Annotated in this window: 12 protein-coding genes and 1 riboswitch; of the genes, 5 read left to right on the forward strand and 7 right to left on the reverse strand. The window is 51.1% G+C overall.

The window, feature by feature from the left end; genetic code table 11:
* Positions 1-524: 524 nt before the first annotated feature.
* Positions 525-2,114 (forward strand): bifunctional phosphoribosylaminoimidazolecarboxamide formyltransferase/IMP cyclohydrolase, encoded by a 1,590-nt coding sequence (gene purH, locus SC127_RS00975; protein WP_332624898.1) that lies wholly within the window; start codon positions 525-527, stop codon positions 2,112-2,114.
* 18 nt (positions 2,115-2,132) lie between these two features.
* Positions 2,133-3,413 carry a phosphoribosylamine--glycine ligase gene (gene purD, locus SC127_RS00980; RefSeq protein ID WP_332624899.1) on the forward strand — a complete coding sequence of 427 codons (1,281 nt, stop codon included), beginning with the start codon at positions 2,133-2,135 and terminating at the stop codon, positions 3,411-3,413.
* 34 nt (positions 3,414-3,447) lie between these two features.
* Here the strand turns inward: purD and SC127_RS00985 are convergent, their stop codons facing one another.
* From SC127_RS00985 to nudC, 6 genes are all read right to left on the reverse strand, one after another.
* On the reverse strand, positions 3,448-4,110 hold the full coding sequence (locus SC127_RS00985) for a DUF1481 domain-containing protein (RefSeq protein ID WP_243080116.1): 663 nt from the start codon (positions 4,108-4,110) through the stop codon (positions 3,448-3,450).
* 70 nt (positions 4,111-4,180) lie between these two features.
* Entirely contained in the window at positions 4,181-4,453 is a 273-nt protein-coding gene (gene hupA / locus SC127_RS00990) for a nucleoid-associated protein HU-alpha (RefSeq protein WP_215847934.1), read from the reverse strand.
* A gap of 188 nt (positions 4,454-4,641) precedes the next feature.
* Positions 4,642-5,232, reverse strand: coding sequence for a YjaG family protein (locus SC127_RS00995; RefSeq protein WP_215847935.1), 591 nt, complete (start codon positions 5,230-5,232; stop codon positions 4,642-4,644).
* Positions 5,233-5,294: 62 nt separating this feature from the next.
* Entirely contained in the window at positions 5,295-5,963 is a 669-nt protein-coding gene (gene nfi, locus SC127_RS01000; protein WP_215847936.1) for a deoxyribonuclease V, read from the reverse strand.
* Positions 5,964-5,965: 2 nt separating this feature from the next.
* Positions 5,966-7,033 (reverse strand): uroporphyrinogen decarboxylase, encoded by a 1,068-nt coding sequence (gene hemE, locus SC127_RS01005; RefSeq protein WP_215847937.1) that lies wholly within the window; start codon positions 7,031-7,033, stop codon positions 5,966-5,968.
* Positions 7,034-7,076: 43 nt separating this feature from the next.
* Positions 7,077-7,847 carry an NAD(+) diphosphatase gene (gene nudC, locus SC127_RS01010; protein WP_215847938.1) on the reverse strand — a complete coding sequence of 257 codons (771 nt, stop codon included), beginning with the start codon at positions 7,845-7,847 and terminating at the stop codon, positions 7,077-7,079.
* 89 nt (positions 7,848-7,936) lie between these two features.
* On the opposite strand from nudC, the gene rsd reads away from it, so the two are divergent.
* From rsd to thiE, 3 genes are all read left to right on the forward strand, one after another.
* On the forward strand, positions 7,937-8,443 hold the full coding sequence (rsd, locus tag SC127_RS01015; protein ID WP_215847939.1) for a sigma D regulator: 507 nt from the start codon (positions 7,937-7,939) through the stop codon (positions 8,441-8,443).
* A 90-nt stretch (positions 8,444-8,533) separates the two neighbouring features.
* Positions 8,534-8,632: riboswitch (TPP riboswitch) on the forward strand.
* Positions 8,633-8,721: 89 nt separating this feature from the next.
* Positions 8,722-10,650 (forward strand): phosphomethylpyrimidine synthase ThiC, encoded by a 1,929-nt coding sequence (gene thiC / locus SC127_RS01020; protein ID WP_243080119.1) that lies wholly within the window; start codon positions 8,722-8,724, stop codon positions 10,648-10,650.
* Positions 10,647-11,279, forward strand: coding sequence for a thiamine phosphate synthase (gene thiE / locus SC127_RS01025; protein ID WP_215847940.1), 633 nt, complete (start codon positions 10,647-10,649; stop codon positions 11,277-11,279). Before thiC ends, thiE begins: the two co-directional genes overlap by 4 nt.
* Before the next feature lie 188 nt (positions 11,280-11,467).
* On the opposite strand, the gene SC127_RS01030 is transcribed toward thiE, so the two are convergent.
* On the reverse strand, positions 11,468-12,934 hold the full coding sequence (locus SC127_RS01030) for an aminotransferase-like domain-containing protein (RefSeq protein WP_332624900.1): 1,467 nt from the start codon (positions 12,932-12,934) through the stop codon (positions 11,468-11,470).
* Positions 12,935-13,017: the final 83 nt, after the last annotated feature.

Here is a 13,017-nt window from a genome sequence, read left to right on the forward strand (position 1 = left end):
GCTGATATCCATCCTGCGAGTGCCCACACAGATTGTCTGATAAATTGTTAAAGAGCAGTGCGAACAGCGGCTTAGCCTGTCTGTCGCGAGGGGCGTATAATACGCTTTCCCTCCTCAGAGTCAACCTCTTTTTCAGAAGTTTTCTCCGTCGACCCAGTCTCCTGAATCTCTCAATCCGTCATCCCGTTGCCGGTGTGCCGTGTTGATGGATGCGCATTATAGGGAGTTGTTCGGCATCCGCAACCGTTAAATTCAACAAAAACAACCGTTCGCTGCATTCCACAGCAAAACCCCGCCTTATACGCAGTTACACACAAAGTTATCCACATTATTCGGCGTGATAAATTTAGGCGAGCATCACGCAAACGTTTTCGCTACAATGCCGCCGACGTAACGGACGCCCCTTTTCGGGGCGTTACCTGAAGTTTTCGTGCTTTCTTTTCTTTATATATAGAGAGAAGAGCACGCTAAGCTTGATGTAACGCTCTTATTTACGCGAAACAAAGCCAAGGGATAAAACCACCATGCAACAACGTCGTCCTGTACGCCGCGCTCTTCTCAGTGTTTCTGATAAAGCCGGTATCCTCGAATTTGCTCAGGCACTCTCTCAACGCGGTGTTGAACTGCTTTCTACAGGTGGCACAGCTCGCCTACTCGCTGACGCGGGGCTATCTGTCACAGAAGTGTCTGACTACACCGGTTTCCCGGAAATGATGGATGGACGCGTCAAAACGCTGCACCCGAAAGTACATGGCGGTATTTTGGGTCGTCGCGGTCAGGACGATGACATCATGGCGCAGCACACTATCAGCCCAATCGACATGGTGGTCGTTAACCTCTATCCCTTCGCTCAAACTGTCGCGCGTGAAGGTTGCTCTCTTGAAGACGCCGTAGAAAACATTGATATCGGCGGCCCGACAATGGTGCGCTCTGCGGCTAAAAACCATAAAGATGTGGCGATTGTAGTGAAGAGCAGTGACTACGAGGCGATCATTGCCGAGCTGGATGCTAACGAAAACTCTCTGAAGCTAGAAACCCGCTTTGATCTTGCGATCAAAGCTTTCGAGCATACTGCTGCCTACGACAGCATGATTGCCAACTACTTCGGTAGCCTGGTTCCTGCTTATCATGGCGGAAGCAATGAACCTGCGGGCCGCTTCCCACGGACTTTGAATCTTAACTTCATCAAGAAGCAGGATATGCGTTATGGCGAAAACAGCCATCAGGACGCTGCCTTCTATATAGAAGAGAATGTGCAAGAAGCTTCTGTCGCCACTGCGCAGCAGGTTCAAGGCAAAGCGCTTTCTTACAACAACATTGCTGATACTGATGCTGCGTTAGAGTGCGTCAAAGAATTCAGCGAACCTGCCTGCGTTATCGTCAAGCATGCAAACCCTTGCGGTGTGGCCGTCGGCGAATCCATTCTCGCTGCTTATGAGCGCGCCTACAAAACCGATCCTACTTCTGCTTTCGGCGGCATTATTGCCTTTAACCGTGAGTTAGATGAAGCCACCGCGCAGGCAATCATCAGTCGCCAGTTTGTTGAAGTGATCATTGCTCCTTCCGCAAGCGAAGCCGCATTGAAGATAACGGCCAGCAAGCAAAACGTACGTGTTTTAGTGTGCGGGCAGTGGCAAGAGCGGACAAAAGGCTTGGATTTCAAACGCGTCAATGGCGGTTTGTTGGTGCAGGACCGCGATTTAGGTATGGTCGAAGCCAGTCAGCTTCGCGTAGTCAGCAAACGCCAGCCCACTGAGCAAGAACTGCGTGATGCACTGTTCTGCTGGAAGGTGGCGAAATTTGTTAAATCGAATGCGATTGTCTATGCACGCGACAATATGACCATCGGTATTGGTGCCGGTCAAATGAGCCGCGTTTACTCCGCCAAGATTGCAGGTATCAAAGCGAGCGATGAAGGATTGGACGTTAAAGGGTCTGCAATGGCATCGGATGCTTTCTTCCCCTTCCGTGACGGTATTGATGCTGCTGCCGCAGTTGGCATTAGCTGTGTGATTCAGCCAGGCGGTTCCATTCGTGATGATGAAGTGATTGCTGCTGCCGATGAACACGGTATCGCCATGATCTTCACTGAAATGCGTCACTTCCGTCACTAATCGTTTGGAGAGTTAGAAATGAAAATTTTAGTCATCGGAAATGGCGGACGTGAACATGCGCTGGCATGGAAAGCAGCTCAATCGCCATTGGCTGAAACCGTTTTCGTTGCCCCGGGCAATGCGGGCACTGCATTAGAACCTGCGCTGCAAAACATCGCCATCAATCCAACGGATATCGCTGCTTTGCTGGAATTCGCTCAACGCGAAAAGATTGACCTGACGATTGTCGGTCCAGAAGCTCCGTTGGTGATTGGCGTCGTTGATGCTTTTCGCGCCGCAGGCCTGAAAATTTTTGGCCCAACGCAAGCCGCAGCCCAATTGGAAGGTTCAAAAGCCTTCACGAAAGACTTCCTGGCACGCCATAAAATTCCTTCAGCGGAATACCAGAACTTTACGGAAGTCGAACCTGCGCTGGCCTATCTGCGCGAAAAAGGCGCACCGATTGTCATCAAAGCGGACGGCCTTGCTGCGGGAAAAGGCGTTATTGTTGCGATGACGCAGCAAGAAGCTGAAGACGCCGTTAACGATATGCTGGCAGGTAATGCATTTGGCGATGCTGGACACCGCATCGTTATTGAAGAGTTTCTTGAGGGTGAAGAAGCCAGCTTTATCGTGATGGTCGATGGCGAGAACGTGTTGCCTATGGCCACTAGTCAGGATCACAAACGTGTCGGTGATGGCGATACCGGACCGAACACTGGCGGCATGGGCGCATATTCACCTGCTCCTGTCGTCACTGATGAAATCCACCAGCGTGTGATGGATCAAGTCATTTGGCCTACCGTGCGCGGCATGGCTTCAGAAGGCAACGTTTATACCGGCTTTCTGTACGCAGGCTTAATGATCGATCAATCAGGTCAGCCGAAAGTGATCGAATTTAACTGCCGCTTTGGCGATCCAGAAACTCAACCGATCATGCTGCGCCTGCAATCGGATCTGGTTGATCTTTGCCTGGCAGCCTGTGAAGGCAAACTGGATCAAAAAGATTCGAAGTGGGATCCGCGTCCTTCATTGGGCGTGGTTTTGGCAGCGGGTGGCTATCCGGGTCACTACAACAATGGCGATCAGATTCATGGTCTGCCGCTTGAAGAAGTTGCTGACGGCAAAGTCTTCCATGCTGGCACACGTCTTGAAGACGATTTGGTACTGACTAATGGTGGCCGCGTGCTGTGTGTTACGGCGTTAGGCGATGATGTGGCTGCTGCACAGAAGCGTGCGTATGAGCTAACCAAGCCTATTTCATGGCAAGGCAGCTTCTGTCGTCACGATATTGGTTATCGCGCCATTAACCGCAAGTAAGCAAAAGGGGCACGCAGTGCCCCTTTTCATCTCTTCAAAAATCCGCTTCTTTAGGTTGCTCTGCGCAATCATCCTGCGAACTGACTCGCAACAACTGAACACCTTCCGGTGCTTCCAGCCATGAAACCATCAACGGCGCATGCGCGCTACGCTGCTGCTGCGCTAAAGTCTGTAACGCCAGTGCATCAAATGAAGGCGTCACACGCTGCCCTTCACAAGTTTGAATGACGTTGCCGCCTTGCCAATGGCCTTGCTTGAGAAACACGCGGCCACTTAACAGTGCATCACTCACTTTATGCATGCGCTGAGCGTCAAACTTATAGAGTTCGACTGAATCTGAGCTGACAGCTTCACGTCGTCCGGCAAGCTGCCGCTGCATAAAGTTGAGGCTGCCTTCCTGGTCAAAACGCAGCGTGACATCATCTGGCGTATCGCCGTTTATTTTTCGCTGCACGCTAATGAGCGAATCTTCAAGCCAGATATAATCCGTGGTTTCAACCGCATCGCCATTAAAAGGAGTAAAGATCGTACGTAAATGCGTTGCCTGATGGTCGCTATTCTTGCGCCACATACGCACGGCACCGCGATCGGCAAGATAACCACTGGCAGAAAAAGCAGGAATATCAGGGGTCGAACTGCACCCAATAAGTAACAAGGAGAGAATCAGGGTGGGAAAACGCCGGAACAGCGGAGTCATGATGTTTAACCCCTTAAACAAAAGGGGCGAAAACGCCCCCTGTTTTAAAGCTTGACCGCAGTGCGACGTCTTACTTAACGGCGTCTTTCAGCGCTTTACCAGACACGAATGCCGGTACGTTTGCTGCAGCGATTTTGATCTCATTGCCAGTCTGCGGGTTGCGACCGGTACGCTCAGCGCGGTGGTTCACTTTAAAAGTACCAAAACCAACCAGTTGTACAGCATCACCATCTTTCAGAGACTCAGTGATCGCAGCCAGAGTTGATTCCAGCGCTGCCTTTGCCTGGGTTTTAGACAGGTCAGCTTTTTCTGCGATTACATCAATCAGTTGAGTCTTGTTCATAAGTTATCCTTAAAGTGTATTTATCGCTTGCTAAGCAACGAGTGCGAGGGAAAAGCCACAATCTGGCACTCTCCAGCCAGCACGCACCGATAGCCACAATTTTCAGCCCCCCAAATGTAGACCAGACAGGGGGCCGATGTGAAGCCTCCAGGCGCGCTAATTCGGGCCTGAAGTCACGTTTTCTCGCCTTACTGCTGAAATTTTATACCGATGTTACTGATTCCCGCTTCACGCAGGTCCGATCGGAGTCCTTTGATTAATTCAAGGTCACGCTCTTCACAGTCCGCGAGCAGGCGAAAAATCTCCCATTGCAGGTCCCATTCATCGATTATTGCTGGGTTTTCACGCAGCTCTTCATCGGTCATTTCACGACCTGCCTGAGTCATTTCCAGCATCGCTATCGTGGTGATTGAGCTTTCGCTGACTTCAATGGCATGTTCCAGCGTCTCACCACTTAACTGTGCATGGAGCACTTCGCTTAATGCCACACAGGCATCGATAGCCGGATAAACGCCGTAAACCTCAAAAGCTTCGCCATCAGGAATAGCAGCTTCCAGCTTCTCAAGTTGGCTATCAAAATTAATCTTTGCATCTTTGACCGTCAGGTTTTCCCAAATCAAATCGAGAATACGACGGTAAAGCGCCGGATCGGCAAACTGCGTCTGCTCGCAAAAAGCCCAGTAATTGGGATACATGCGTTCGCACAGGCAAGCCATAAAGGTCAGGTGTTGCCAGCTTTCCAGCTTTGCCAGACGCAGATGAACGGGATTTTGTAACATGAAGGTGGCTCTTATTCGTTTAGCTGGCGGCAGTGTATCGTAAAAATGCCGCGTAAACAGCGTTAAAGCGTGTTTTGCCAACGCTGAAAGGCGGTACGATTTGAAGCGACAGCATCCGCCCAGCGCGTAGGCTCAGGCAAACGATAGCCGCGCGTACAGTTTTCAACCCAATGCAGCGCACTGTCCAGGCTAACACGATGCCCGGTCGCAATGAACAAGGGGTTACAACGCTGTTTGCTACGCCATACCCAACCGATTTGCTCACCTTTGTCGATCAGCGGCTGGCGGCTCCCCGGTTGTGGGTCAACGTCTTGATAACGACCACATAAGCGACGCTTAGCGACGCCAATCGTAGGAACATCCACCAGCAAGCCAAAGTGCGATGCAACACCCAGCCGACGAGGATGCGAAATACCGTGGCCATCAACAAATAACAGATCGGGTTTTTGCTCAAGCATCTGCCATGCCGCCATTAACGCGGGATACTCACGGAAAGAGAGGAAACCGGGAATATACGGCATGGTGGTTTCGATACGCGCAATGCGATGTTCCACCAGCTTCAGAGAAGGATACTCAAGGATGACCAGAGCGGCACGCGTGATGGTACCCTCTTGCTCAAAGCCAACGTCTGCGCCGCCGATAAAGCGTGGCGGCAACACGTCAAAATCATCCTCACGCACCACGTCTGCGGCGCGTTGAAGCTGCTCGGCACGTAGTGCGGCAATATCCATATTTACTCCTGGTGCCATGGACGAGATAAGCGATGCACGGCTTCAACAAACGTGCCCGCGTGTTCAGGTGGGACATCCTGATGAATGCCGTGACCCAGGTTGAATACGTGACCATCACCTTTGCCAAAGCTTTCCAGAATTCCCGCGACTTCCTGCTCAATACGTGCAGGTGGTGCATAAAGCATGGAAGGATCCATGTTGCCTTGCAAGGCGACTTTGTCACCTACGCGACGGCGAGCGTCACCGATATCAGTTGTCCAGTCGAGGCCGAGCGCATCACAACCCGTTTCCGCCATCGCTTCCAGCCATTGCCCGCCACCTTTGGTGAACAACGTAATCGGCACGCGGCGCCCTTCATTTTCATGCAAAACGCTATCGACAATTTTATGCATGTAATAAAGCGAGAACTCGCGATAATCTCGACCCGTCAACACCCCACCCCAAGTATCGAACACCATTACCGACTGCGCACCGGCACGTATCTGTGCATTCAAGTACAAAATGACGCTGTCTGCCAGCTTGTTCAGCATCGCATGCAGCGTTGTGGGATCGGCGTACATCATCTTTTTGATTTTAGTAAAGGCTTTGCTGCTGCCGCCTTCGACCATATACGTTGCCAGCGTCCACGGGCTGCCTGAGAAGCCAATCAGCGGCACTTCGCCTTTTAGATTCTTACGAATAGTGCGCACAGCGTTCATAACATAACCCAGTTCCTGTTCAGGATCGGGGATCGGCAGGCGCTCAACATCGGCTCGACAGGTAATTGGGTTTGAAAAGCGCGGGCCTTCACCGGTTTCGAAGTAAAGTCCAAGCCCCATCGCATCGGGAATCGTTAAGATATCGCTGAAGAGGATCGCCGCATCCAGTTCATAACGACGCAGCGGCTGTAGCGTAACTTCGCAAGCCAGCTCGGCGTTTTTACACAGCGACATAAAATCGCCGGCTTCGGCGCGGGTCGCTTTGTATTCCGGTAAATAACGTCCAGCTTGTCGCATCATCCAGACCGGCGTGACATCAACCGGCTGACGTAACAGGGCGCGCAGATAACGATCATTCTTCAGTTCAGTCATTTTAAGGCTCTCTCAATTTCAAGCGCGTAGTGTAGCACTTTCCTTATGCTCCGGCGCGGCAGATGGCGACGGTATCTTCTATCAAGCGGCGCGCCACGGTGCCTGGCGGCGGTAGCATTGGCAGCGCGTCATAGCGGAACCAACCTGCATCCAGCAACTCTTTGCCGTCATGTTGCAGATCCCCGCTCTCATACTCAGCCATAAACGCCACCATCAATGATTGTGGAAAAGGCCAGGGTTGTGACGTCACGTAACGCACATTTTTAACCCGCACATTGCTCTCTTCCATCACTTCACGCGCCACAGCTTGCTCCAGCGTTTCGCCCACCTCGACGAATCCCGCCAGCACGGTATAAATGTTATTACGTTGTCGCGCATGATTCGCCAGCAGGATTTCATCACCCCGACGAATCGCAACAATGATACAAGGCGCGATCTGCGGGTAATAACGCTCACGACAATGACTACACAAACAGGCAAATTCATGTTTGCTGCGGTTCATTTCGTGACCGCAATAGCCGCACCAGCGATGGGATCGATAAAACTCTGCCAGTTGAACACCGCGCCCAGCGAGTTGAAACAGGCCAACTTCTTCATCGATTAATTGACGTACCGAGAACATGCTTTCAGATCGCGCTTCGCAAATGAGCCACACTTTTTCACCTAGCCACTCGCCGATAACCTGACCTTTAGTGCCAGTCAGACCGAATTTTTCTGCAGGTCCATGCGGTAATTCACCTTGTGGCAGCCAAAGTTTTTGCTCATGGCTGACAACCCACCATCCAGCGTCTACGCTTGTGATCTCGAATTGCATTTTTTTCGTCATCCTTAGCGTCAAATGGCACGCTGAAGTCCTGATGTTAAGTGTGTAGATAAACAACTATAACTCACATGGAGTTAGATATGCTTAACCAGTTAGACGTCCTGGCCGAGCGCGTAGGTGGCAGCAACGAACTGGTGGATTCGTGGCTTGAAGCCCGTCGCCAACTCTTAGTCGCCTATTACCATTTGGTAGGATTGAAACCCAATAAAGAAGCTTTAACGACGCTGGATGAACAGGCGTTGGATAATTTTTGTCACGGCTTGGTGGATTACCTTTCTGCCGGACACTTCAATATTTACGAGCGCATTATTAGTGAAATGAGTGGCGACAGTCCGATGATTGCTGCTGCGCAGATCTATCCGCCGCTTGAAGCCAATACGGAACGTTTGATGCAGCTGTATGATGGTCATTTGCAACAGGCAATTGACGATGATAACTGCGTGACTTTCCAGAAAGCGCTTTCTGAAGTCGGCGAAGTTTTAGAAACCCGCTTCACGCTGGAAGATAAATTGATTCAGCTGGCGTGGGATCAACAGCTGGCGCGCCCGCCGGTCGCCAATGACAGCCAGATGGCTCGTCCCGCTTAACGTTAATCACATGTAAAAGTCTTGTGATTACCTAAAAGCCCTTTTATGCTGAACGGGTTTTGATGACGCCAGTCTGATAAACCCGTTTTTAATTTCTTGTCGGAGTGCCTTCGGGCTGAGACCGTTTATTCGGGATCCGCGGAACCTGACCAGGTTAGAACCTGCGTAGGGAACAAGAGTAAATTTTCTTAGTACGCTGGCACTATTTTTGTCCATCGTATCGCTTACTCCTTCCGAACTCCGGACAAGCAACGTTCCCCCTTAACTGGAAAATTGCTATGTCTACTTCGAAAACCAATCGTCGCGAACAACGCGCCCAGGCGCAGGAATTTATCGATTCCCTGCAAGGCGGCAGTGCATTCCCCCACTCTAAACGCATTTGGATTACCGGTAGCCGTGCTGACATTCGCGTGCCAATGCGTGAAATTCAACTCAGCGCCACCCAAATTGGCGGTACCAAGGACGAACCTCGCTTCGAAGAGAATGAAGCCGTGCCGGTGTATGACACGGCAGGCGCTTATGGTGATCCAGACGCGCAGATTGATGTGCATCGCGGTCTTGAAAAACTGCGTGCTGGCTGGATTAACGATCGCGATGACAGCGAAAATCTCACGCAAATTAGCTCGACTTACACGCAGCAGCGTTTGGCCGATGACGGTCTTGATCATTTGCGTTTCGAGCATTTACCTCAACCGCGACGTGCCAAGGCCGGTCGCCGGGTAACACAATTGCACTACGCGCGTCAGGGCATCATCACGCCAGAAATGGAGTACATCGCACTGCGAGAAAATATGGGCCGCGAGCGCATACGTGGTGAAGTGCTGCTGCAACAGCATCCGGGATACAGTTTCGGTGCTAATTTACCGGAAAATATTACGCCGGAGTTTGTGCGCCAGGAAGTCGCCGAGGGTCGCGCCATTATTCCCGCCAATATTAATCACCCCGAATCGGAGCCGATGATTATTGGTCGCAACTTTTTGGTGAAGGTGAATGCCAATATCGGGAACTCGGCAGTAACCTCCTCTATTGAAGAAGAAGTGGAAAAATTAGTGTGGTCAACGCGTTGGGGTGCTGACACGGTAATGGATCTCTCCACCGGCCGTTATATACACGAAACACGTGAGTGGATTTTGCGTAACAGCCCGGTTCCGATTGGCACCGTACCGATTTATCAGGCGCTGGAAAAAGTGAATGGCGTGGCAGAGGATCTTAACTGGGAAATCTTCCGCGATACGCTGCTAGAACAGGCTGAGCAAGGTGTCGACTACTTTACGATTCATGCTGGCGTGCTGCTGCGTTACGTGCCGATGACGGCAAAACGCCTGACCGGCATTGTCTCGCGTGGCGGTTCGATTATGGCCAAATGGTGCCTGTCACATCACAAAGAGAGCTTTCTCTATCAGCATTTTCGGGAGATTTGTGAAATTTGCGCCGCATACGACGTCTCGCTTTCGTTGGGAGATGGCTTACGCCCAGGTTCTATTCAGGATGCCAACGATGAAGCGCAGTTTGCCGAGCTGCATACGTTGGGTGAATTGACGAAGATTGCCTGGGAATATGACGTACAGGTAATGATTGAAGGCCCTGGCCACGTTCCGATGCAGATGATACGCCGCAACATGACCGAACAGCTTGAACATTGCCATGAAGCCCCTTTTTATACGCTCGGCCCACTAACAACTGACATCGCACCGGGTTACGATCACTTCACTTCCGGTATTGGCGCAGCCATGATTGGCTGGTTTGGCTGTGCGATGCTGTGTTACGTCACGCCAAAAGAGCATCTTGGCTTGCCGAATAAAGAAGATGTAAAGCAAGGCTTAATCACTTACAAAATTGCTGCTCACGCCGCCGATCTCGCCAAAGGGCATCCTGGCGCGCAAATTCGCGATAACGCCATGTCCAAAGCGCGTTTCGAATTCCGTTGGGAAGATCAGTTTAATCTGGCGTTAGATCCCCATACCGCGCGCGCCTATCACGATGAAACGCTACCGCAAGAATCGGGCAAGGTGGCGCATTTTTGCTCAATGTGTGGCCCGAAATTTTGCTCAATGAAAATCACGCAGGAAGTGCGTGAATATGCCGCACAACAAGAAGCCGCAGCGCAGCCGATTGAAATGGGTATGGCGCAGATGTCTGAAAATTTTCGCAGTCGTGGAGGTGAGCTTTATCACCCAGCGGATACGACTCTGGAGGAAAAATTATGAATGCATTTCCCACCACTTCACCACGTTTAGGGCTTTATCCGGTGGTTGATAACGTTGAGTGGATTGAACGCCTGTTGAAAGCGGGCGTGCGTACTCTTCAACTACGAATCAAAGATCAGCCTGATGAGGCAGTCGAACCCGCTATTGTTCAGGCGATCGCGTTGGGTAAGCAGTATCGTGCACGCCTGTTTATTAATGATTACTGGCGATTAGCCATCAAGCACAACGCGTATGGTGTGCATCTTGGTCAGGAGGATTTGGATGTCGCGAATTTGGCGCTGATCAATCAGGCTGGATTACGGCTGGGTATTTCTACGCATGATGATGCTGAACTGGATCGTGCGCTGGCATTGCGCCCTTCCTACATTGCACTTGGACATATTTTTCCAACGCAAACCAAAGAGATGCCTTCTGCGCCGCAAGGGCTGACTGAACTGAAGCGCCATCTGGCACGTTTGCAAGATATCCCCACCGTGGCGATTGGCGGTATCAGTATCGCGCGAGCGCCAGAAGTATTGGCAACCGGTGTGGGTAGCATTGCTGTGGTTAGTGCAATTACACAAGCAGCGGATTGGCGTGAAGCAACGCGAACCTTACTGGCATTGGCCGAACCGGAAGCGGTTATTTAATCGCATTCTGTAATCTGCTACGCATTAACGTTATTACTTCTGCAAACGAACAGGTAAAGCTGGAAAGCCGCGCGCAGTGACAAAGTTAGTCACTGGCGCGTTTTTTGTTACTTGGTAGAGTTGTTCTCGCCAGACAACGTTGCCTGGCCAGGGCCAGTTTCTCCCTCTTTCTGGCCCTGCTTCCTCAACTACTTAGCTGCAAGGATTTCGATTTGTTGCTCTTGAGTCGTTTCGTGCGCACAGGTTGCCATAGCACGTTCTATTGCCTTGCCCACCAGCATCAATGCCTGCTCCGTTTTGTCCGTTAACGGCAGTCCATAATTCAGCCGCAGGCAATTACGATATTTACCCGACGCGGAAAACAGCGAACCGACAGCAATTTGGATATGTGATTCACGCAGTTCACGATTAAGGCGAACAGCATCAAATGCCTCTGGCAATTCGACCCACATCAGGAAGCCACCTTGTGGACGTGATACACAGATTCCACACGGGAAATAGTGACGCACCCAGCAATTAAAAGTTTCATAGTTGCGCTGATAGAGCTGCCGCATACGACGCAGATGCGGTAAATAATGTCCCTGCCGAATGAAATCGGCCACTGCATGCTGCGGCTGGGTTGCAGTAGAACCGGTGACGATATATTTCATATGTAATACGCGATCGCGATAACGACCCGGTGCAACCCAACCAACACGCAGACCCGGTGCCAGTGTTTTGGAAAATGAGCTGCACAGCAAAACGCGGCCATCCACATCCAAAGATTTGATGGTGGATGGACGTGGATATTCCCATGCGAGCTCGCCGTACACGTCATCCTCAATGACCGCAGCATCAAAACGTTGCACTAAAGCCAGCAAGGCGCGTTTACGATTTTCGGGCATGATGAAACCCAGCGGATTATTACAATTGGGCACGACAACAACGGCTTTGATTGGCCATTGCTCAAACGCCAGCTCTAATGCTTCAAGGCTAATTCCACTCACCGAATCGGTAGGGATTTCGATGGCGCGAATACCAAAACCACGCAGCGTTTGCATAATGCCGTGAAACGAAGGCGACTCAACAGCAATGATGTCGCCCGGCTCACATACAGCGCGAATTGAAACCGACAAAGCTTCATGACACCCCGTCGTAATGACAATGTCTTCAGCGGTGAGCTGACAACCGCTATCAATTGACAGGCGCGCAATTTGTTCGCGCAGTGCAACGACACCATAAAGATTGTCGTAGTTAAGTAGATACGTCTCCTGCTTTTGCGCCTGACGGCTAAAGGCTTTCCAGAGTGGCTTTAACGTTGACTGCGTTAGATCTGGCATGCCGCTACCCAATTGCAGAATGTCATCTTCTAAACGGCTATCCAGCAACTCAAGCACCCCATCCCATTGCGTAATTTCTACTGGTCGCTGTGCTGGACGCGTCAAGGCAGGCATCGGCGGCGTTGCTTTTCTCGAGGCAACAAAATAGCCAGAGCGAGGTTGTGGCGTGATTAGCTGTTTCTCCTCAAGCAGATGATACGCCTGCTGCACGGTGCTAATACTGACGCCATGCTCAGCGCTTAACGTACGTACTGAGGGCAGACGTTCACCACTGCGATAAAGACCCTGTTCAATACGCTGAGCCAGCAGCGTTGCCAGATGTTGATAGCGCGTCATCGTATGCCTCACGTTAAGCGTATAAGAAATAATTCAATACAGATTGAGGTTATTTTTACCATTCAGTTCGATTACATTGCAAT

Origin of the sequence: Pantoea sp. T14, from assembly GCF_036663535.1 — a bacterium.
Classification (GTDB): domain Bacteria; phylum Pseudomonadota; class Gammaproteobacteria; order Enterobacterales; family Enterobacteriaceae; genus Pantoea; species Pantoea phytostimulans.